Origin of the sequence: Bacillus coreaensis, from assembly GCF_050586445.1 — a bacterium.
Taxonomy (GTDB): Bacteria; Bacillota; Bacilli; order Bacillales; family Cytobacillaceae; genus Robertmurraya_A; species Robertmurraya_A coreaensis.
Genome location: NZ_JBOCCY010000019.1, coordinates 51,058 through 72,322 on the forward strand (window position 1 = coordinate 51,058; position 21,265 = coordinate 72,322).

15 protein-coding genes and 1 other annotated feature are annotated in these 21,265 nt (G+C 38.6%); of the genes, 11 read left to right on the forward strand and 4 right to left on the reverse strand.

The window, feature by feature from the left end; translation table 11 throughout:
* The first annotated feature begins 424 nt into the window (after positions 1–424).
* From ACQ5H4_RS20365 to ACQ5H4_RS20385, 5 genes are all read left to right on the forward strand, one after another.
* A complete protein-coding gene (locus ACQ5H4_RS20365) occupies positions 425–1,027 on the forward strand; it encodes a hypothetical protein (RefSeq protein WP_430776797.1) in 603 nt (200 codons plus the stop codon).
* The gene (locus ACQ5H4_RS20370) at positions 1,020–2,720 is read left to right on the forward strand and encodes a GMC family oxidoreductase N-terminal domain-containing protein (protein ID WP_430776798.1); all 1,701 of its coding nucleotides are present in this window, start codon (positions 1,020–1,022) and stop codon (positions 2,718–2,720) included. The genes ACQ5H4_RS20365 and ACQ5H4_RS20370 overlap by 8 nt, the downstream gene beginning before the upstream one ends.
* A 573-nt stretch (positions 2,721–3,293) precedes the next feature.
* Positions 3,294–4,469: an Alp7A family actin-like protein gene (locus ACQ5H4_RS20375; protein ID WP_430776799.1), complete on the forward strand. Its 1,176-nt coding sequence runs from the start codon at positions 3,294–3,296 to the stop codon at positions 4,467–4,469.
* A gap of 8 nt (positions 4,470–4,477) precedes the next feature.
* Positions 4,478–5,059, forward strand: coding sequence for a hypothetical protein (locus ACQ5H4_RS20380; protein ID WP_430776800.1), 582 nt, complete (start codon positions 4,478–4,480; stop codon positions 5,057–5,059).
* Positions 5,060–5,233: 174 nt separating this feature from the next.
* Positions 5,234–5,509: a hypothetical protein gene (locus ACQ5H4_RS20385; RefSeq protein WP_430776801.1), complete on the forward strand. Its 276-nt coding sequence runs from the start codon at positions 5,234–5,236 to the stop codon at positions 5,507–5,509.
* A 57-nt stretch (positions 5,510–5,566) separates the two neighbouring features.
* Here the strand turns inward: ACQ5H4_RS20385 and ACQ5H4_RS20390 are convergent, their stop codons facing one another.
* From ACQ5H4_RS20390 to ACQ5H4_RS20405, 4 genes are all read right to left on the reverse strand, one after another.
* The gene (locus ACQ5H4_RS20390; protein WP_430776802.1) at positions 5,567–6,829 is read right to left on the reverse strand and encodes a glutamate-5-semialdehyde dehydrogenase; all 1,263 of its coding nucleotides are present in this window, start codon (positions 6,827–6,829) and stop codon (positions 5,567–5,569) included.
* Positions 6,830–6,842: 13 nt separating this feature from the next.
* Positions 6,843–7,973 carry a glutamate 5-kinase gene (gene proB, locus ACQ5H4_RS20395; RefSeq protein WP_430776803.1) on the reverse strand — a complete coding sequence of 377 codons (1,131 nt, stop codon included), beginning with the start codon at positions 7,971–7,973 and terminating at the stop codon, positions 6,843–6,845.
* Between the two features lie 31 nt (positions 7,974–8,004).
* Entirely contained in the window at positions 8,005–8,862 is an 858-nt protein-coding gene (gene proC, locus ACQ5H4_RS20400) for a pyrroline-5-carboxylate reductase (RefSeq protein ID WP_430776804.1), read from the reverse strand.
* A 292-nt stretch (positions 8,863–9,154) separates the two neighbouring features.
* The gene (locus tag ACQ5H4_RS20405; protein WP_430776805.1) at positions 9,155–12,661 is read right to left on the reverse strand and encodes a bifunctional 2',3'-cyclic-nucleotide 2'-phosphodiesterase/3'-nucleotidase; all 3,507 of its coding nucleotides are present in this window, start codon (positions 12,659–12,661) and stop codon (positions 9,155–9,157) included.
* Positions 12,662–12,996: 335 nt separating this feature from the next.
* Positions 12,997–13,207 (forward strand) — a binding site (T-box leader).
* Positions 13,208–13,261: 54 nt separating this feature from the next.
* Here ACQ5H4_RS20405 and proB (ACQ5H4_RS20410) point away from each other — a divergent pair.
* The 6 genes from proB (ACQ5H4_RS20410) to treR all read left to right on the forward strand — a co-directional run bounded on the left by proB (ACQ5H4_RS20410) (position 13,262) and on the right by treR (position 21,104).
* Positions 13,262–14,386: a glutamate 5-kinase gene (proB, locus tag ACQ5H4_RS20410; RefSeq protein WP_430776806.1), complete on the forward strand. Its 1,125-nt coding sequence runs from the start codon at positions 13,262–13,264 to the stop codon at positions 14,384–14,386.
* Positions 14,383–15,630, forward strand: a complete 1,248-nt coding sequence (locus ACQ5H4_RS20415) for a glutamate-5-semialdehyde dehydrogenase (protein WP_430776807.1) — start codon at positions 14,383–14,385, stop codon at positions 15,628–15,630. The genes proB (ACQ5H4_RS20410) and ACQ5H4_RS20415 overlap by 4 nt, the downstream gene beginning before the upstream one ends.
* Positions 15,631–15,771: 141 nt before the next feature.
* Positions 15,772–16,983, forward strand: coding sequence for an ATP-binding protein (locus ACQ5H4_RS20420; RefSeq protein ID WP_430776808.1), 1,212 nt, complete (start codon positions 15,772–15,774; stop codon positions 16,981–16,983).
* 217 nt (positions 16,984–17,200) lie between these two features.
* The gene (treP, locus tag ACQ5H4_RS20425; RefSeq protein WP_430776809.1) at positions 17,201–18,628 is read left to right on the forward strand and encodes a PTS system trehalose-specific EIIBC component; all 1,428 of its coding nucleotides are present in this window, start codon (positions 17,201–17,203) and stop codon (positions 18,626–18,628) included.
* Positions 18,629–18,689: 61 nt separating this feature from the next.
* On the forward strand, positions 18,690–20,372 hold the full coding sequence (treC, locus tag ACQ5H4_RS20430) for an alpha,alpha-phosphotrehalase (RefSeq protein WP_430776810.1): 1,683 nt from the start codon (positions 18,690–18,692) through the stop codon (positions 20,370–20,372).
* A 15-nt stretch (positions 20,373–20,387) separates the two neighbouring features.
* Positions 20,388–21,104, forward strand: a complete 717-nt coding sequence (treR, locus tag ACQ5H4_RS20435) for a trehalose operon repressor (protein ID WP_119710373.1) — start codon at positions 20,388–20,390, stop codon at positions 21,102–21,104.
* Positions 21,105–21,265 lie beyond the last annotated feature (161 nt).

Consider the following 21,265-nt stretch of genomic DNA (forward strand, 5'->3'; position numbering starts at 1 on the left):
GTAGTTCAGTTGTGAAGTACAAAATAGAATGAACCCAAAATAAACGGAGAAATTCCGTTTATTTTGGGAAATACCAACATTTCCCGCAAAATAAGCGGAGTGTTTCCGCTTATATGAACCTAATCTTTAGATTTAGGTAAATATAGAGAAGTTAATCGGAATATTTCCGCTTATATCAGCTTCTTGAGCCCTACTTTCCATATTAAACCGGAATTTCTCCGCCTATGAATTCCCATACCTCCTCGAAAAATTCAACAATGTCTTTTCTTTTCACCACATCAATCCCCAATAGTTTTTGTACTCGAAAGCCGAACCCGTTACTAAGATGGTGCGGGTTTTTGCCTCCTCAAATTATGTAGTCTATCCTTTCAAGTTCCCAAATAAAATTAGAGGATGGGGATTTTTGTTTGTAAGGGGGAAGAGCATGATAAAACCTTTAAACAGTGAAGTATCTGATGTTCATACCAGGATAACCATCCAAGCGGCAGTGGACGCCATTCTGCAGGCTTCTCCAATGGATGAAGTGATTTATGGGTATGTTATAGCGGTTTTGGATCAGACTTTGCCTTCTACAGGAAATCAAGGAGAAACGATCTCTTTGTCAAAACAGACAGCAGATTTATTAGATCTGGCTGCTATTCAACTATTGTACATAGAAAAAGGAATTATATCGGTATTTTCTAGAGAAGGGGTATTCTCTACTCTGTCACGTAGTGAGCGGTTAAAGGCAATCAATTTGTTAGAAAGATTAGAAGTCCCTTTGGAGAGCTTGCCCGAACCTTTTACTAATAATCCAGGTTTAACGCAAAGTATGAAGAATACGATAACCCAGCTTACATTTTTGGGCTTTTATTCGGAGTGGACTGGATATGGGACTACTAGATTTAATCGACCTGAATATAAACGTATCGAGTGTTTTCCAATTGGGTGGATTCAGACAAAATACCCAGGTCCAGCTTTTGGGTATCGAAATCTTCGTGGATTTTCATTAGGTGATCCGAACAAAGGGGGAAATCATCATGTCTAATCCAGATGTTATAGTCATTGGTGCAGGAGGTGGTGGAGCAGTAATAGCGAAGGAGCTTGGGGAAAAGGGATTAAAGGTATTAATTGTAGAAGCGGGCCCATGGTACGGAAATCAAAAGTGGCCGAGTCCCAATCTTCAATCTGGGGAAAAAGAAAGTTCCGATAAAAATGATTTAGATATTACTCTTTATAGGCAACAACTAAACAAGTATGAAGACAATATGAATAATCTGGTTACAGGTAGATTTCGATGGGGCCCAGCAAATAGAGATCGGGCACCATGGGTTCGCTTGGCACCACATAAGCAAATTATTTGGCAAAGTGCGGGTGTGGGAGGGTCCACACAGCATTATACAGCAAATTCTCCTCGTGCTTTCCCATCAGCCATTGACCAAGTATGGCCACTTTCCTATCGAGAACTCATTCCTTATTATGAAAAGGTAGAAGCCACACTGCCCGTTCACTTTGCCCCAAAAACGGCAAAGGAAGAATTATTTTATTTCGGAGCAAAAAGAGCGGGGTGGCAGCTTAATGCCACCTTAAATGTTACAAGTCCGGCCTATCGTCCACAGCCAAACGCAATCTTACCAGTAAATAAGAATCTTAATAATGTAAATGTTTCACTTGAACAATTATCGTGGATGGAAGGATGCACCCTTTGTGGCCACTGTATAAATGGCTGCCCACATGGCCCTTCCATAGATAAGGTTGCAAAGAGGTCAACCGCCGTTAGTTACATCCCATTGGCTTTAAGTACTGGTAATGTCACGATTAGACCCAATTCGTTTACAATAAAAATCTTAACAGAGACCAGTCATTCACGAGAGTTACATGCGACTGGAGTACGCATTAGGGATACATGGACAGGTGAAGAGGAAGAATTAAGTGCAAAGGTGATTGTTCTTGCTGGAGGTAGTATAGAGAGTCCACGACTTTGGCTAAATTCTAATCTCCCACAAAATCCATGGGTCGGAAAAGGGCTAACGAACCACTATATGGACTGGGTAACGGGAATCTTTAGTGAAAAAGACCTTATGTCTATCTTAGGCGAACCTGACCTCCATCCTTTTATTGGACATACATGTGGTGCAAGACTAGATTTTCCTGGCTTAGGTTCGATTCAAACGGCCGGAATGAGCCCAGGTCTAACAGCTTCTCTTTCCTATGGAATTAGTCAATTTGGCTGGAGTATCTATCAAAAGGAACAGTCCAAATGGGAATTTCATCATCAAATTGTTGGAAGCAAATTACAAGATTTAATGTTAAATTACAGAAAAACATTGAATGTATTAATCATCACAGACGATGAGGTTGATCATAGAAATGGAGTGAACCTCCACCCTACAATTAGCGATGAACATGGTCCAGTACCGCACTTGAGCTATACTCCTACGAAAAAGTCCATGAAAAATAGAAAAGAATTAATGAAAATGGCTATTTATATTTTGCATAAAGCGGGTGCAAAACAAATGATTTCATCTAACTGGCCAGCAGGAGTCATGATTCATTTGGAAAGTACAATGAGAATGGGGTATGTAGTTGATTCTAATTGTGAAGCTTACCAGGTAAAACAGTTATTTATCGCTGATAATAGTGTTCATTTTAACGGTTTGGGTGGAGTAAATCCCACTCTTACCACGCAGGCATTAGCGACACGTACAGCTGAAAAACTAATTGAAAAATATTTCAATTAGTATGATTACTAAATGAATGGTGATGATACTACTATAGGAATTACATGCCTGGAGGGGTTATCAGATGAATCTTTTTGAGATGATTCATGACACATTCGAACCAAGATTTTTATAAAAAAACGATTGCAGGATTACAGGTAAAACAATACTTTAAGCAAAATGAATGGTTACGCATTCCTCCTTATTACAAATCATAAATACAATTAGGTCTTACTTGAAGTAGGGCCTTTTTGAATATTAACGATATTAATCAGATCATTTCCTTTGTTTACAAAAGTTGTTTACATGTTTACTTAATGTAAACAACTTGTATACTTTTATGTTTACATGTATACAAAAGTGTATACATCCCGGTTTAATCATATGTATACGTGTTTGTAGTGATTGTTTACAATTGCGTATACAAAAATTCGTTTGTTTACAAGTTGTTTACAGGTTTACAATTTCATTTCTTTTCAGCAAGGTTCATTGAATAATCTAGCAATCTCCTATACGCTTTAATAGAAAGATACATAGAAATGATCAGCAACTAAGAGCTATAAATCTATTAAAAATAAGAAGGGATGATCTATTATGTCAAACTCTAGAATTGCAGCAGTAGATGTTGGAAATGACTCGATTAAAGCAATCTTTGGGGAGATGGAATATGAAATTAATATTCCTAATATTGTTGCCAGGGATACAGAAGATAGACCGGTCATTGGAATAGAGGAACTGGATAGTAAAAATCCCTTTGATGGCATTCACATTAAGGTGCATTCTCCGGCCTTAAAAGACAATAATGCCATTTATCGTGTAGGCCATCTTGCAACAAAAAGCGGCAATGCAACAGAATTGGACCCAGGAAGTAGCAAGTCAGAAGAGGATCAAACATTGGTCATGCTTTTTGCTACCCTTGCATTGGATGCTGTGAAAGAAGAGAATACGGGTATTTTTCCGAGATCAAAACAAGTGATAGATGCGAATTACACGCTTGGTACGGGTCTTCCACTTCGAGAAGTAAAGGAAGGAAAGGATGCTGGGTACCGCTTGAAATTAGTCGGTTCTGTCCATCAAGTAGAATTTCTTGTTACCCCTAAATATCAAGGGTTAAAAGTAAATATTAAATTTAACGAAGTGAAAATATATCCAGAAGGTTTTGCAGCTTATATTAATCTTGTGATGGATACCCAGCTCAAGATTATTAATAAGGATTTAATAGATAAAAGAATTCTTATTCAGGACATCGGAGGACTTTCCACAGATATTGCAGTGATAAAGAATCGAAATGTCGACGATGATAAGGCACAAGGGTTCAATCTAGGCGTATCAGAATCTCTAGAAGCCATAAGAGAAGAAATAAGAACAAAACATGGGGTAGAGTTAGATAGCCGTCGTGATGTCGTAGAAATTATCACCAGAAAAAATGACCGTAATCATATTATGGTGAAAGGCAGTCGTACGAGTGTTCATGACATTACCGATCGTATTTTACTGGAGCTAGCCAAAAAACAATACCGTTTGTTGCGGAATATTTGGCAAAAGAACTCACAAACGGAAATCTGTTACTTTGTTGGCGGCGGCGCACATGTATTAAAGGATTATATTAAAACACTAAATAATAATTTAGATGGTTATAATATTGAATTTTTTGAAGATGAAAAAGAGAGTATTTGGATGATGGCTAATGCCTATTACAAGCTTATTACGGATTATGTAAGAAAAGTAGAAAAGCCAAAGAAAGCCCAAGAACCAGTTAAGAATTCATAGGTGATGATATGAAAAAATCAGCTTCCAATGAAGTGAAGAGAGGCCAAGCGATTTCCTTTCGAATTCCTTCTGATACACCAGATCATTTATTAAAGTATTTACAAAAGCTGAAGGAAACCGAAAGAAGAAATTTTTCTAGTAAAATAGCTGAATTTGTCATGCAGGGAGTTAGTCAGTCTTCGTCCAGGGAACAGGAAACGATCACGATTCCGATTCCTCATAAATTAAGCAAATCCCAACGAAACTGGTTAAAGCATGAGCATTCAGAGGCTTTACTTGGAAGTATCATGTACCAGCTGTTAACGGATCCGGTTCGAGCAACTGCATTGCTCGCTTCCTTAAATAGTAATGCTCTAGATATCTCTGAAGCACTATATTTACAGGAGGAATCCAATCTTGATGAGCATTTCATTGAGCCTATCCCTGAAATAGCCGTTTCAAAAGAGCTAGAGGCATCAGAAGACGATCTGGATGCCTTTAGCTGGGAAAGTATCAGCCAGGAAGAACCTGAAACAACGGACGAAGAGGAAGATCATGAGAATGACCTTGATAGTCTTTTAGGCGATTTCCTTTCAAAAATGAATAAATAGAAATGTTTGATCCCTTGTCTATTTCTAGATGAGGGATTATTTATTTTTCTAAAAAAATTTCCCAGGAAGTTATTCGGCAACTTTGAATGATTATATTTTTCTTGTAATATACTTCCTTTATATATTAAGATTTCGATAATTAGTAAGGGTCATCTTATTATGGAGGAGAAACAAGTGAAGCTATTTTTAATTATTACTCAAATCCTGTATGTTCTATCTTTACTGCCTTGGTTTGTTATTTGGGGTATGTCTTTTATGAGCTTTGATGCTGGCATAGGTCTCTATAATTCTTTATTTGTCATCACTATTACCTTATATCCGGTTGCGGTCATTGTTGCCTCGATTCTTTCTTGGGTATTCCACCGAAAAAGAAAGAAGCTTTCCGTTACTTTTAATTTGGTTCCGATGGTATGGGTCATTGCCTTCGCTATATTTATGTTATGGGTGTAATAAAACGAGAAGGACGATCATGATGAGGGATGTACTCATGATCGTCCTTCTGTTATTTCATCGTATTTGTCCGTTACCAGACATCATAAATTTCACCGTTGTTAATGCAGGTAAGCCCATGGGTCCGCGAGCATGTAATTTTTGAGTAGAAATTCCAATCTCAGCCCCAAATCCAAGTGCTCCGCCATCTGTAAACCGTGTGGATGCATTATGGTATATAGCTGATGCATCTACTAAACTCATAAACTTTTTCGCTGTTTCTTTATTCTCGGTTACAATTGCTTCGGAATGCTTGGTTCCGTAAGCTTCAATATGGTCAATGGCTTCTTCGACGTTGGTAACGGTTTTGACGGCTAAGTCTAAGCTTAAATACTCGTTTGCCCAATCTTCCTCCGTCGCTTGGACCGCATTGGGAATATAAGTTTGAGCCTCTTCATCACCATGAACTGTAATACCATGTTTATTAAAAATATCAACGAGATGACTCTTGTTTTTGATAAGCCATTCTTTATGAATAATGGCTGTCTCTAACGCATTACATACAGCAGGACGGTCCGTTTTCGCATTAACTAGGATGTTTAATGCTTTATCAACATCTGCTTCAACATCAATGTATAGGTGGCAGTTTCCAACTCCAGTCTCGAGTACAGGAACGGTTGCTTGATTCACCACTGCATTAATTAGAGAAGCTCCACCTCTAGGAATGAGCACATCGATATGTTCCTTCATTGTGAAAAGCTGTTGAGTAGCTTCGCGATTTGTACTTGCGATGAATTGAACAGCTTCTTTTGGGACCAGTGTGTGATCTAGTGCTTCATGCATGACTTGAACGATCGCTTGGTTTGATAATAAAGCAGAAGATCCGCCTTTTAAAACAATAGCATTTCCTGATTTAATGGCGAGCCCGGTGGCATCAACGGTCACATTTGGACGTGCCTCATAGATCATTCCAATGACGCCTAATGGAACGGATACTTTTTCAACTAATAAACCATTGTCTAGTGTCCAACTTGATAGAATCTTTCCCGTTGGATCCTCTAGAGTAGATACTTGTCGTAGACCTTCAGCAAATTCCAATACTCTTTCTTTAGAAAGGGCCAGACGATCCATATAGGCGGTGTCATAGCCTTTTGCTCGACCCGCATCTAAGTCTAGCTTATTTGCTTCTAAAATTACGTCTGTCTTTGTTTCTAACGCGTCAGCTAAAACATGCAAAACTGTATTTTTTTCAGAAGTTGATAATTGGCTTAGGACTTTTGCTGCTTGTTTTGCAGCAATGGCTTGCGCTTCGACATTTGATATTTCCTTTGTTACAGACATGCAATTCCTCCTTTTATATGACAACAGGCAGTGATAGCTCTAGTTCACACACAAAGTGTTCGAGTTGAATAACTTCATGATTACTCAATTCTTTATCTGAAGAGTTCAAAATACTTTCAAGTTCTTCAGTTGAATAATTCACTACACCTAATCCGACTTTTTCGCCCTGGTGATCTAGAATTCGAATAACAGAACCTTTTTCAAACCGTCCGTTCACTTTCGCAATATGGGAAGATAGAATGCTCTGTTTACACTCAACAACGGAAAGCTTTCCCTTTTCATTTATAAAAATTTCTCCCTTTGGACCGGAGTGGAAGGCAATCCACTGTTTCTTTTGATCTAAGTTGACCATCTCGGTAGAAACTTCGAAATAAGTCCCTTTGGCGGTACCTTCAACAGCATCATTTAATATATTTGAAATGGTTGCTTTGCCAAGAAACGTGCTTATACCAGAAGCCATAGCAATCTTCACGGCGTCAATCTTAGACTTCATTCCTCCCGTTCCAACAAGACTTCCCGAACCACCTGCACCTTGTTCAATTTCCGGTGTAATTTCGTATACTTTTTCTAGAAGTTTGGCCTGCTCATTTTTGCGGGGATCTGAATCGTAAAGGCCATCTATATCAGATAAAATGATCAGCTGGTCAGCTTCAATTAATCCGGCTACTTTAGCAGATAAAGTATCATTATCTCCAAACTTCAACCTGTCGACTGTGACGGTGTCGTTTTCATTAACAATAGGTATAATTCCTCGTTCTAATAATACGTTTAGTGTATTTCGAACATTGTGATACCGGGTTTCATCGGAAAAATCACTACGTGTAATTAATATCTGAGAGGCAATATACCCATGGGATAGGAAAATCTCTGAATAGGCTTCAATTAGTAGCCCTTGGCCAATAGAGGCTGCGGCTTGTTTCTCTGGGAGAGAAGTGGGGCGATTAATGCAGCCTAGTTTACGATATCCAGCCGCGACAGCTCCGGATGATACAAATACAATTTCATGACCAGCATCCTTTAAAAGAGCAATCTCATCTGCTAGTTTTTCAAGTTTTCGCCGACTAATTTCCCCGTGTCGACTGGTTAAAGAACTGCTTCCTACTTTTATTACAACCCGTTTCTTACTGTTATCAAGGGTCGTCATTTTATCACTCCTGAGAAAAGTTTATATATCTTTACTTATTTGTGGCAGATCTAACTAAAAGACTTTCTTTTATCTGCTCGCTAATTTCCTTCGAACGTTTGGCAGCAAACTCGACTGCTTTAGCTATTGCTTTTCCACCGCCATTCACATCTAGTGCTTGTAGACCAGCAGCTGTGGTGCCGTTAGGGGAGGTCACTTTTTCTCTCAAAACGGCAGGTGTCTCGTCTTGTTTCTGAACCATTTTTGCAGCTCCAACAATCGTTTGAGCGATAATTTGTCTCGTGGTTTCTAAGTCAAATCCAGATTTTGCTCCTTGCTGTTCCATATGCTCCATTAAATAATAGAAATAGGCCGGACCACTTCCTGCTAGTCCTGTAAAAGTATCCATATTTTTCTCATCGATTTGAAAAACCTCACCGATGCAATCAAGTAACTCTTTTGTTACGGAAACATGATTATCTGTTGTTTTATGACCTGGGGATATGGCAGTAGCTGATTCGCCAATTGCACTTGACGTATTCGGCATCACTCGAACTACTTGCTGGTCATCATGAAGGTTTTGTTCTAGGTATGTTGTTGTAATTCCAGCTAGGACTGACAAAAGTAGTTGGTTAGGGTTAATTTGCTGTTTTAAAAAGCTTAATGCTTGATCCACATCTTTTGGTTTCATTGCCAAGATAAAAATATCTATTTGGTCAAACGGTAAATGTTCAAGCTTCATTGCTTTAATTCCATACTTTGCTTCGAGTGCAGCTAGTCTTTGTTCATTTGAGCGGTTAGTAGCAATGATATTTTCTGCAGGGATTCTTTCTGATAAAACGAATCCAGCAATCATTGCTTCTGCCATAGAACCTGCACCTATAAAGGCAACTTTCTTATTGTGTAGCATCTCATCTCTCCAGTTTTGTTCGTATTTTTGTTCGTAATGTATCTCAGAATTTAATACTAACACGATGATTTTCATATTCAAGGAGTTCAAGAAATGTTAGGAGCATTTCTTCCAATTAGTAAGTGTAAGCGTTACCATTCGAAGTTGTAGCCTCGAGAAAGCCTCTCAGCATGATATAAAGCGTCTCAGTCGTAAATATAAAGATTTTTCTGATATATACGGTTGGGTTGCTTCTAGAGTAACGAACATGAAAAAGCTCTCAAGAGAACATGGTCTCCTGAGAGCGAGGGTGTTAGTATACTCTTTTAATTCTCCCTTCAGACTTGTAGTCAACAGGGGAAGTAAGGGATTTAACAAAATCGACAGTTGCATCTAAATCAACTGGGCCAACTTCCATGCTTGAAGATAACTCATTAATGCTAGAACCTGTGTTTCCGTACATATAGTTGTTTACGACCACCGTGTATTCTTTTGCTGGGTCAATTGGAGTTCCATCAGGTAATGTGATATCAACAACTTTTCCAGTCTTAACAGTATCGTCATATGTGTACGTATATTTGAATCCAGAAATATGGTAATCAAGTCCTCTAGCTGTGATTTGCTCATCTAGGATCACACGTAAGTCTGCACCACTTAGAGTAGCTTTATTTAGAACATTTCCAAATGGTTGAATGGCAAATAAATCACCGTAAGTTACTTCTCCTGCATCAAGTTGAGAGCGTACTCCACCACCATTCATAAGTGCGAAATCAGAGTCCATAGCTACTTTCATGCCATCAGCAATCAGGTTTCCTAATCCTAAATCACCAAATTCCTTTGCAACTGTTGGATATCCTTTTTCAAGGGTAGTAAGGGATTGTCCAACTACTTGTGCTTTAATAGGTTCTACTTTTTCAGCATACTTTTTCATAATCGCAGCCACTGCTGGATCTGGAGTGTACTTGTCTTGGTAAACAGTTTTAATTTCTGCGGATTTCTTAAAAATATCTCCTGTAAAAGGATCGATTTCTAAGTCTACATCAGAGAATGCAGATCCGTAGGAATAGGCTTGTACAATTAGCTTATTGTCAACTATACGATTCACTTTCACATGGTTGTGAGCAGCGAAAATCACGTCAACTTCATCATTTACTTGTTCTGCAATTCTGCTAGCATCATAGGAATCAGTGTATCCAGTTTGTGTAGCAGGATTGTGGGCAAGAACAGCAATTGCTTCGACACCTTGAGATTTTAACTCAGAAGTGTACTTGTTAATGGCTTCTACTTCATCTGTGATTTTAAGAGATTCATTGCCTTTTGTGACAATCATAGTAGGAGTTTCTTGAGTTACCACACCAATAACTCCAATCTTTTGCCCACCAGTTTCAAGCACTGTGTATGGTTCAGTGATTAACTCTCCATCTCTTGTGTCATATGCATTTGCTGCAACAAGAGGGAAGTTCATTCCATCATATCCTGGAGTACCGTTGGGATGGTCTCCACCGTTCATCATACGGTTAAGCTCATCGATCCCTTCATCAAACTCATGGTTTCCTAAAGTTCCAGCATCAAAGCCGATTTCTTCAAGAACTTCAATCGTTGGTTCATCTTGGAATAATGCAGATATTAAAGGGCTTCCTCCAATCATATCACCAGCATGTAAGATTAATGTGTTAGGGTTGGTAGCTTCTTCTTGCTTTAAGGCACCAGCTGTATACTCAATTTGACCAGCCAAAGAAGTACCAACTTTTGTAACTGTGTCTAACTGACCGTGTAAATCATTTACACCTAAAAGCTGAACCTTCACTCCACGGTTTAGGTTAATATTAAAAATACCAAATCCAGCTGAATCTGTTTTGCTAGTATAAGAGAATGGACTATTTTCTCCAATGTATTGCTCTGCCTTTGGTGAAGTTGTAAATGTTACATTCACATCGCCTGAAATAGGAGCAATAGACCAGTTATTATCTGCTGTTGGAGTAATTACTTTTTCTTCAGAAATGTAATCCATTAAAATTTGACGGTTTTCATCCGCTGAATCAACCACTAATTCACTACCCTTTAGTCCTGGGAAGTTTCCGCCACCACCAGCACGGTAGTTATTTGTTACAACAATAAACTCTTGTTCAGGGTCAACTGATTCACCATTGTATTCTAAATTCACGACACGGCTAGATTCAGGGTTTACTAGATTGCCTTTTGTATCGTACTTAGCTGGCTGTGTTACATCAATTTGATACTCTACTCCATCAATTACATCGAAGTTATAAACAGGGAAGGATGGATTTAGAAGCTGCTGCTCATCTGTTTTAGCTGGATCAATTTGATTGAATTTCCCTGCAGTCATTTCAATCCATTCTTTAACAACAGATCCTTTTACTTTCACAGCCTTTAACGTATTGTCGTAAAGGTATAAATCACCAGCGCTACGAATCGTTAAGTCACCTTGCTTAATTTCTGTATACTCTTCAACGCCATTTCGTCCTGCTTTAAATGGCGCACCAACAGAAAGGATAGGAAGGTCTTTTAATTCTGGTTTGTTTAAACCGATATACTTTTCTACATACCATTTTTGTGCGTTTGTTACCACTTGAATAGATGGATCATCTTGCACAAGAGCAAAATAGCTATAAATATCATCGGTTGTTGTTCCGATAGGAGTGTTTACATATTCAATCGTTGCATCGTGATCAGCTTTTACTGCTTCCACAATTTTCTCATCTGGCTTTACTGTATCGATGGCACGTGTAGAAGATTGAGAATCTGCAACAGACCATTTTCCTTTCACCTTATGAAGGGTAAGGTCGATAATACCTAAAGCTCCACCACCGTAACCAGCTTGCACAGCTGCAACGCCATTAATGGTTCCTTTTGCATTATCTACGCCAGGTAGAGGTTGTCCATCAGCACCTTTGAATAAAGCATCTAGTGCACTAACATCTTTTGCAGGGAATACTTTATGAGTGTGTGAGAATGTAATTGCATCAATGCCATCTACTTTACTTAAAGCGTAGACTGTATCTTCTGAGTTAGCTTCACTTCCGCTAAAGCCAGAGTGAGCCATTGCGATAATCACATCAGCTCCTTCTTCCTTCATCATCGGTACGAAGCGTTCAGCTGAGTCTACAATATTTTTTGTGATGACCTTGCCGTCTAAGTTTGCTTTATCCCACTCATTAATTTGAGGAGGAACAAATCCGATATAACCAATTTGAATAACTGCTGTTTTGCCGTTTTCATCTGTTACTTTTTTATTAACGATTTTATAAGGTGTATATTTATTTACATCATTGGTTGAATCATTATCATGATCATCTTCATAAACGTTCGCATTAACGAACGAGAAGTCCGCATCATCATATACTTCATCAAGATATTCTAAACCATAGTTGAACTCATGGTTTCCAAGGGTTGCCATGTCATAACCCATTAAATTCATTGCTTTAATAGCTGGATGAACTTCTCCGTCCTCTAAAGGATCAATCTTGGCTTTGTAAGTTCCAAGAGGAGTCCCTTGAATAAGGTCACCATTGTCTACTAGTACAGAATTATCTGCCTGTGCTCGTGCTTCTTTTACAAGTGTCGCTGTTTTTGCCAAACCTAACTTTGGAGCGGTTGCATTCTTGTAATAATCAAAGTCTAATAGATTCGTATGAATATCAGTTGTCTCCATGATACGAAGTTCAACTTCTGATTGAACTTTGTTAACGGAAGGCTTTGCTGCAAGTACATTGGTTGGTATTAATGGTGCTGCGATCATGCTGAGAGCAAGTGTGCTAGATAAAATCTTATTACCTTTCTTTTTGCTTTGCAGTTTCATTCGATCCATCCATCCTTATCGTCGTATTGAGATATTTAGGGTCTCTAAGATAAAATATAGCATGGCTAATATTAAGTTGGTGTTAAAAAATGACTAAGTTTAATAAGTTGAATAGATAGACCTAATGTGCAGAAAAATCGACAAATTTCACGTGGTCTTTTCTACCTCAAATGTATATATTAATATAGGTATAATTACATGGATGTTCAATTTTAGAAGAGATTAACAGGGCGGAGTTGTTCTTTAAAAAGAAAAAAATAAAAAGGTGAAAAGGCTAAATATTCTTGACGAATACATGGATAAAAATTATAATATTCTGCAAAGAAATAATGAACGAAGAAGCGATGAGAGGAATTAGTACATCTTGTACATGTGTGAAGAGAGTGGGGTCCTAGGCTGAGAGTCCCTGCCACCGCTGACAGATAGAACCTGTCCTTGAGCAGTTAGCAAAAACTAACCGTTTCCCCTCGTTACGGGGTTTTGAGAGGCAGCCTTTTTAAGGTTGCTAAAAAGGTGGTACCGCGGATCAACTCTTCCGTCCTTTTAAGGATGGAGGAGTTTTTTTATTTAGACGGAGAATTTAAAGAATGAGGGATGGAAGTGGCTAAACAGCGCATTGTTGTAAAAATCGGGAGTAGTTCGTTAACGAATTCGCAAGGTGGACTATCAAAGAATAAGATCGCAGAGCATGTGGCTGCACTGTCTAAGCTGAAGAAGGAAGGAAACGAAGTGATTCTTATTTCTTCTGGAGCAGTGGCTGCAGGGTTTTCAGTTTTAGGATATCAGACAAGACCTGTGACCATTGCTGGTAAGCAAGCAGCTGCCGCTGTGGGTCAGGGGTTGCTCATGCAAAGCTACTTTGAAGAGTTTCAAAAAGAAGGAATCGTGTCTGCACAGCTTCTTCTAACAAGAAATGATTTTTCCCAACAAGAACAATACAATAATGCCTATTCCACATTATCGGAGCTATTGAAACGTGGGGTCATACCAATTATTAATGAAAATGATTCGGTTGCGGTAGATGAACTAACATTTGGCGATAATGATATGCTTTCTGCTTTGGTTAGTGGATTTATTCATGCCGATACGCTCATTATTCTTACAGATATTAATGGTTTATATGACGGAAATCCACGCAAGGACCCAAATGCCAAAAAGTATAATTTCCTCCCTGAGGTAACAGAGGATGTACTAGAGGTAGCGGGAGGCTCTGGTTCAAAGGTCGGTACAGGTGGAATGAGATCTAAGCTTGAAGCAGCAAAAACGGCTTTGTCCGTCGGTGTAAAGGTGTTTATCGGCAAGGGAGAAGGAACGGATAAGCTGATAGATATTGTTACTGGTAAGGGTGATGGCACTTATATTGGCTATAACCTTGGGACGACATTAAAAAGTAAGAAACAATGGATAGGAATTCATTCACATATTGCCGGTCGAATTGACATTGATCCAGGGGCAGAGCAGGCCGTCATTCACCAAGGTAAAAGCCTTTTGCCAGCTGGGGTAAAACATGTTGAGGGCTCCTTTACACGTGGTGACGTGGTAGAGGTATGGAATGAAAAAGGAGAGTTAATTGGAAAAGGGCAAATCAATTATACAGTTGAAGAGCTATCCAAAATTAAAGGACTTTCTAGTAAAGAAGCAAATATAGTAAATATGCATAATCGGATTGAAGTCATTCACAGAGATAACTGGGTTACTTTTACGAAGGAGAGGAAACAAAGATGACAGAATTATTAGAAAAGGCACGTCTGGCAAGTACTCTAGCAACTAGCTTAGCTCTTTGTACAACCAAGCAAAAAAATGATGCGTTGCTCCTAATTGCGAACCAATTACTTGAGGACATCCCTTTTATTTTGCAAGAGAATAAGAAGGATATCGAGGCTGGAAGGCAAAGTGGGATGGGGGAAAATCTACTTGATCGTCTTAAATTAACAGAAGAACGTATTAAAGACATGGCAGAAGGAGTAAGACAAGTAGCTACCTTACAAGATCCAGTGGGGGAGATTTTGGAAGGCTGGGATCGTCCGAATGGTCTTCATATTGAGAAAGTTCGAGTTCCTCTTGGTGTGGTAGGAATGATCTATGAAGCAAGACCGAATGTCACTGTTGATGCAGCAAGTCTTTGCCTAAAAACAGGTAATGCGGTGTTATTGCGTGGAAGTTCATCTGCCATTCATTCAAATAAAGCGATTGTAGCGGTCATTCACCGTGCACTTGAAAAGAGCGAATGTCCTCCGGAAGCGGTACAGTTACTCGAAGATACAAGCAGGGAAACGGCGTCTCAAATGTTTAAGTTAACCGAGTACCTAGATGTTCTTATCCCTAGAGGAGGAGCAAACCTCATTCAGTCCGTTGTAAATAATGCTTCGGTTCCTGTTCTTGAAACAGGGGTGGGGAATTGCCATATTTATATTGATGAAAGTGCAGGTCATAAAATGGCCATTGATATTGCCGTCAATGCGAAAACGCAACGTCCATCTGTGTGTAATGCTGCAGAAACGATACTGGTCCACCAAAAATGGGCAGATCAGCATTTAGAGGATTTAATTAAAGCATTACAGGAGAAAAAGGTGGAAATAAGAGCAGATGAACAGGCAAGACAATTCGATAAAGATTTACTTCCTGCTTCCGAAGAAGATTGGGAAACCGAATTCTTAACCCTAACAGTAGCACTTCGAGTGGTGTCTCATGTTGATGAAGCAATCAGTCATATTGCGAGCTATGGATCAAAGCATTCAGAAGCGATTATTTCGGAATCTGCTAAGAATGTAGAGGCATTCTTTAATAGGGTAGATGCAGCGGCGCTCTATCACAATGCTTCTACAAGGTTTACGGATGGCTTTGAATTTGGATTTGGGGCAGAGATAGGGATTAGTACACAAAAGCTTCATGCACGAGGTCCAATGGGCTTACCAGCTCTTACCTCTACTAAGTACATTGTTCGTGGAACGGGACAAATAAGAGAATAAAAAATAGCAAAAATAGAGTAGCAGATTCCCTGAGCTACTCTATTTTTGATTTAAATTTTTTTCAAAACAAAAGGGTAATTATGGTAGTATAAAGGGAGAATCGTATTAACCGAATTGCAACCCTGGTTTAAAGGAGTAAGTATGAAGGAACTTTATACGGAAATTAATAAAAAACTGTATTATTTTACGATAACTGTTGTTATTGCCATTATGTTAATGGGGCTGTTAGTTGATAACCCACATTATAGTCAAGATGGAGTAGCCTTTTTTATCCATGGGTTATTTCTTGCATTCTTTGCTATTTGTTTATTGTTGTATCCAAGATATACATCTCATTATTCCCGATTGCTCATCATGATTTCATCATTTGTATATTTCTATTCGCTATTCTTTATATATCCTGATACATGGTCAAACTTTATCTTTTTGTGCTTTATTCCAGCTATCTCGATTTTATTTTTTGATCCAAAACTCTTTTATTTTTCACTGGGACTTAATAGTTTTGCGATCATGATGACTTTCCTATATATCATTCTTGTTGATCAAGGTGTTCGTTATTCCTATATCCAAGAGGATCTGGTGGGAAATATAATCAATTTCTTTGGTAGTCAAGCCATCATTTACTTTATTTTTTATATATCTTATGGTCGGTTAAAGAAACAACAACTATATTTTCAACAAATAAAACAGGCAGAGCGTTTGAAGACGACTGGACAACTTGCAGCTGCAGTTGCTCATGAAATCAGAAATCCTTTGACAGTAGTTAAAGGATTTCTACAGTTTTACGAGCAATCCAATGAAGTAGATCTTGAGTTAAAAAAACATTTTCATTTAATGGTGGATGAGTTGAACACAGCGGAACAGGTTATATCCCAATTTTTATCGATTGCAAAGCCAACAAAGGAAAAGGAGTTAGAACCGGTAAATATAAGGCAGGTACTTCAAAGCGTAACCGATTTGCTCCATTCCTACGGTCTATTACATGATAATAAAATCGAGTTACAAATTGTAGAAGATTCCTATGTGGCAGCAAATACAATTGAAATGAAACAGTTATTCATTAATATCATTAAAAATGCAATCGAAGCATCGAATATTGGAGATTCTGTCGTAGTAAATGCTTCAAAAATAAAGGATATGGTTGAAATTAATGTGATTGATTTTGGCCAAGGAATGACAGAGAAGGAAATTGAGTCTTTGGGTACTCCTTTTTATTCTTTAAAAAGTAAAGGGACCGGACTTGGAATGATGATTTGCTTTAATATTGCAGAGAATTACAAAGGGAAAATAAGCTTTAAGAGTGAAAGAGGAGAAGGAACAACAGTCACCATCCGTTTTCCATCCCTCATATAATCATTTTTAGAAATGTAAGCGAACGCCTGTATTCGGGCGTTTTTTTTTGTGGAATTTTATTTTTAAAAAGTAGATTGACAGATTTGTATATACAAGTTAGAATGAAAACGTAAACAATACATGTATATACAAGTTGTCCAAAAATGTAAGCGAATTTATTTTCTTATTTGTTTCATAATAATATTATCTGGTAACTTTTTACCAAGGAGGAATTCGAATGAGTAACTATGCTCAACCCGCAAAAGACTTGCTTGAACATATCGGTGGTAGCGAAAATATTTCCGTTGTTACCCACTGTGTGACAAGAATGCGCTTTGTTTTAAAAGATCCAAAAAAGGCAGATATAGATAAGATTGAGTCCATTAAGCTTGTAAAGGGTACCTTTACACAAGCGGGACAATTCCAAGTGATTATTGGGAATGAAGTATCGTCCTTCTATAATGAATTTATTAAAATAGCAGGTGTAAGCGATACCTCTAAGGAGGACGCAAAACAAGCAGCGAAGCAGAATATGAACTGGCTTCAACGTATGATTGCGCACCTTGCAGATATCTTTACTCCATTAATTCCAGCCATCGTTGTTGGGGGTCTAATCCTTGGTTTCCGAAATGTAATCGGTGACATCAAAATGTTTGAAGATGGAACGAAGTCATTAATTGAGATTTCCCAATTTTGGGCTGGAACTCATGCGTTTCTATGGTTAATTGGGGAAGCGATATTTCACTTCTTACCGGTAGGGATTACATGGGCAGTTGCTAGAAAGATGGGGGCAACTCCAATTTTAGGGATTGTATTAGGGATTACGCTTGTATCACCACAGCTATTAAATGCTTATGGTGTGGCAGGTGCGACTGAAGTACCATTCTGGGATTTTGGTTTTGCAAAAATAGATATGATTGGTTACCAAGCACAAGTGATACCAGCGATTTTAGCAGGTTTAGTTCTTTCATTCCTTGAACTAAAATTACGTAAGGTGGTACCAAATGCGATTTCCATGATTGTTGTACCATTTTTAGCTCTAGTTCCAACCGTATTAATTGCACATACCGTACTTGGACCAGTAGGTTGGGCGATTGGTTCTTTCATCTCTGATGTTGTATACTCTGGCTTAACTTCTGCAGTGGGCTGGTTATTTGCAGCTGTATTTGGATTTGCCTATGCACCACTTGTTATTACAGGTTTACACCATATGACGAATGCGATTGATTTACAGTTAATGAGTGAGCTTGGTGGAACAAATCTTTGGCCAATGATCGCATTATCAAATATTGCTCAAGGTTCTGCTGTATTAGCGATGATTTATATTAACAGAAAGAACGAAGAAGAAAAGCAAGTGTCTATTCCTGCAGCGATCTCTTGTTATCTTGGTGTAACAGAGCCAGCGATGTTCGGTATTAACTTAAAATATGGCTTCCCATTCCTAGCTGCAATGATCGGTTCCATGGTAGCAGCTGTTATCTCCGTAGGAAGCAATGTAATGGCGAACTCGATTGGTGTTGGTGGTCTTCCTGGTATTCTTTCGATCCAGCCACAACATATGCTAACATTCGCTATTGCGATGGTTGTTGCGATCGTTGTACCGTTCATCTTAACGGTTGTATTTGCAAAGGCGAACGTAGGTAAAATATCTTTCAAAAGAAAATAAAGTCGAGAGGAACATTCACTTGTTCCTCTTTTACTATTAAATAAGGGCTGGTGCTACAAACATGACTCAACCTTGGTGGAAAAAAGCAGTCGTATATCAAATTTATCCAAAAAGTTTTAATGATACGACAGGAAATGGTGTAGGAGATATTAAGGGGATTATTGAAAAATTAGATTACTTAGCAACTCTTGGTGTAGATGTTGTTTGGTTAACACCTATATATGAGTCTCCGCAGCGTGACAATGGGTATGATATTAGTGATTATTTTCGTATCTATGAGCCGTACGGAACAATGGAGGACTTTGATTCTTTATTAAATGAAGCCCATAAACACGGGATCAAAATCATTATGGATATTGTTGTGAACCATACGTCAACGGAGCATCAATGGTTTATTGAATCTAAGTCTTCAAAGGACAACCCGTACCGTGAGTTTTATATATGGAAGGATGCGAAAGATGGTGGAGCTCCGACCAACTGGGAGTCAAAGTTCGGCGGAAATGCGTGGCAATATGACGAACAAACAGATCAGTATTATTTACACTTGTTTGATGTGACACAAGCGGATTTGAACTGGGAGCATGAATCGGTTCGTCGAGAGGTTTACGATATGATGAAATTTTGGCTTGATAAAGGGGTGGACGGCTTCCGTTTGGATGTGGTGAACTTACTGTCTAAGGATCAGCGCTTCTTAGATGATGATGGGTCAAGCGGTCTAGGAGATGGCCGTAAATTCTATACAGATGGTCCGAAAATTCATGAGTATCTACATGAAATGAATCAAGAGGTATTTTCTCACTATAACATCATGACCGTTGGAGAAATGTCCTCTACATCCATTGATAACTGTATTAAGTATACAAACCCAAAGCGAAAAGAGTTGGATATGACCTTTAGCTTCCATCATTTAAAGGTTGATTATCCAAATGGTGAGAAATGGACAAAGGCAGACTTTGATTTCCACAAGCTGAAGCAAATATTATCTGACTGGCAAGTTGAAATGAATAAGGGTGGTGGTTGGAATGCCTTATTTTGGTGTAACCATGATCAGCCAAGAGTGGTGTCCCGCTTCGGAAATGACAAGGAATACCATCAGAAGTCAGCAAAGATGCTTGCGACAGTTATTCATATGATGCAGGGTACTCCTTATATTTATCAGGGGGAAGAGTTTGGAATGACCAATCCAAATTTTGATTCCATTGACGACTATCGTGATGTGGAGTCGTTAAATATATTTGAGATCCTCAAAGGGAAAGGCATGACCGAACAGGAAATTCTCGACATCCTAAAGCAAAAGTCACGTGATAATTCGAGAACACCCGTTCAATGGAGTGATGAGGAAAATGCTGGCTTTACTACGGGCACTCCTTGGATTCAACCAGCAGCAAACTACAAAGAGATCAATGCAGAAAAGGCAATGGCCGACCAAGATTCGGTTTTCTATCATTATCAAAAGCTTATCCAGTTAAGAAAAGAGTACGATATCGTGACAGACGGAAATTATGAGTTGCTTTTAGCCAATCATGATGCTATTTTTGCTTATATACGAGATAATGGTGATGAGAAATTACTAGTCGTGAATAATTTTTATTCCAAAGAAGTAGAGTTTCAATTACCTGAGCAAGTGGATACGGAAGGTGTGACTAGCACCATTTTACTATCCAACTATGCTGACTCATCAGAAGATATGAAGCAAATGAAACTAAGACCGTATGAGTCTGTTGTGTACTATTTAAAAAAGTAAACTGGAGTTTTTAACATGACCAATAAGTATTTAACGATCCATAACGATATTGTACAGCAAATAGAAGCAGGGCAAATTGCCCCTAATACACTTTTGCCCTCTGAGCATGAGTTAAAGGACCGTTACAATACATCGAGAGAAACGATCCGAAAGGCACTAAACCTACTGTCACAAAATGGGTATATACAAAAGGTGCGGGGAAAGGGCTCGATTGTCATTAAAAGTACAAAAGTAGATTTTCCTGTCTCTGGACTAGTCAGTTTTAAAGAACTAGCTGATAAAATGGGGCAAAAGCCGGTCACCATAGTTCACGAACTGTCGTTGATGAAACCCGATCCATTCATCATGAAGCAGTTGAACTTGTCTAGTAAGGACCATGTCTGGCAAGTGTTTCGAGTGAGAGAAATGGGTGGAGAAAAGGTAATCCTTGATAAAGATTATCTGAATAAAAAATTCGTACCTGCTCTAACAAAGGAAATTTGTGAGCACTCGATATATGATTATCTTGAAAATGACCTGCAGCTCAGTATCAGTTTCGCAAAAAAAGAAATTATCGTAGAAGAACCGACAGAGGAAGACCGTAAATTATTAGATTTAGATGGTCATCATAATATTGTTATCATTAAAAATTATGTGTATCTGGATGATGCGAGTTTGTTTCAGTACACCGAATCCAGACACAGACCAGATAAATTCCGCTTTGTCGACTTTGCGAGACGGAATCATATATAAGACGAGTTTTATAGAAGGGTTCCTTCTTAATTAAAAGACACAAGGAAAGACGTATGAAATACGTCTTTTCTTTATTTATTAAGCTGCTGATTCCCACATCTAGGTTCAAGTGGGTCCGCACTTATCAGTTGTGGATCAGGTTAAGCACTCGAGCTGATAAA

Excerpts from the sequence above, each read along its gene's own strand:
- ACQ5H4_RS20365 (WP_430776797.1), top strand. The coding sequence starts at position 425 with ATGATAAAACCTTTAAACAGTGAAGTATCTGATGTTCATACCAGGATA.
- ACQ5H4_RS20370 (WP_430776798.1), top strand. The coding sequence starts at position 1,020 with ATGTCTAATCCAGATGTTATAGTCATTGGTGCAGGAGGTGGTGGAGCA.
- ACQ5H4_RS20375 (WP_430776799.1), top strand. The coding sequence starts at position 3,294 with ATGTCAAACTCTAGAATTGCAGCAGTAGATGTTGGAAATGACTCGATT.
- ACQ5H4_RS20380 (WP_430776800.1), top strand. The coding sequence starts at position 4,478 with ATGAAAAAATCAGCTTCCAATGAAGTGAAGAGAGGCCAAGCGATTTCC.
- ACQ5H4_RS20390 (WP_430776802.1), bottom strand. The coding sequence starts at position 6,829 with ATGTCTGTAACAAAGGAAATATCAAATGTCGAAGCGCAAGCCATTGCT.
- proB (WP_430776803.1), bottom strand. The coding sequence starts at position 7,973 with ATGACGACCCTTGATAACAGTAAGAAACGGGTTGTAATAAAAGTAGGA.
- proC (WP_430776804.1), bottom strand. The coding sequence starts at position 8,862 with ATGCTACACAATAAGAAAGTTGCCTTTATAGGTGCAGGTTCTATGGCA.
- ACQ5H4_RS20405 (WP_430776805.1), bottom strand. The coding sequence starts at position 12,661 with ATGAAACTGCAAAGCAAAAAGAAAGGTAATAAGATTTTATCTAGCACA.
- ACQ5H4_RS20415 (WP_430776807.1), top strand. The coding sequence starts at position 14,383 with ATGACAGAATTATTAGAAAAGGCACGTCTGGCAAGTACTCTAGCAACT.
- ACQ5H4_RS20420 (WP_430776808.1), top strand. The coding sequence starts at position 15,772 with ATGAAGGAACTTTATACGGAAATTAATAAAAAACTGTATTATTTTACG.
- treP (WP_430776809.1), top strand. The coding sequence starts at position 17,201 with ATGAGTAACTATGCTCAACCCGCAAAAGACTTGCTTGAACATATCGGT.
- treC (WP_430776810.1), top strand. The coding sequence starts at position 18,690 with ATGACTCAACCTTGGTGGAAAAAAGCAGTCGTATATCAAATTTATCCA.
- treR (WP_119710373.1), top strand. The coding sequence starts at position 20,388 with ATGACCAATAAGTATTTAACGATCCATAACGATATTGTACAGCAAATA.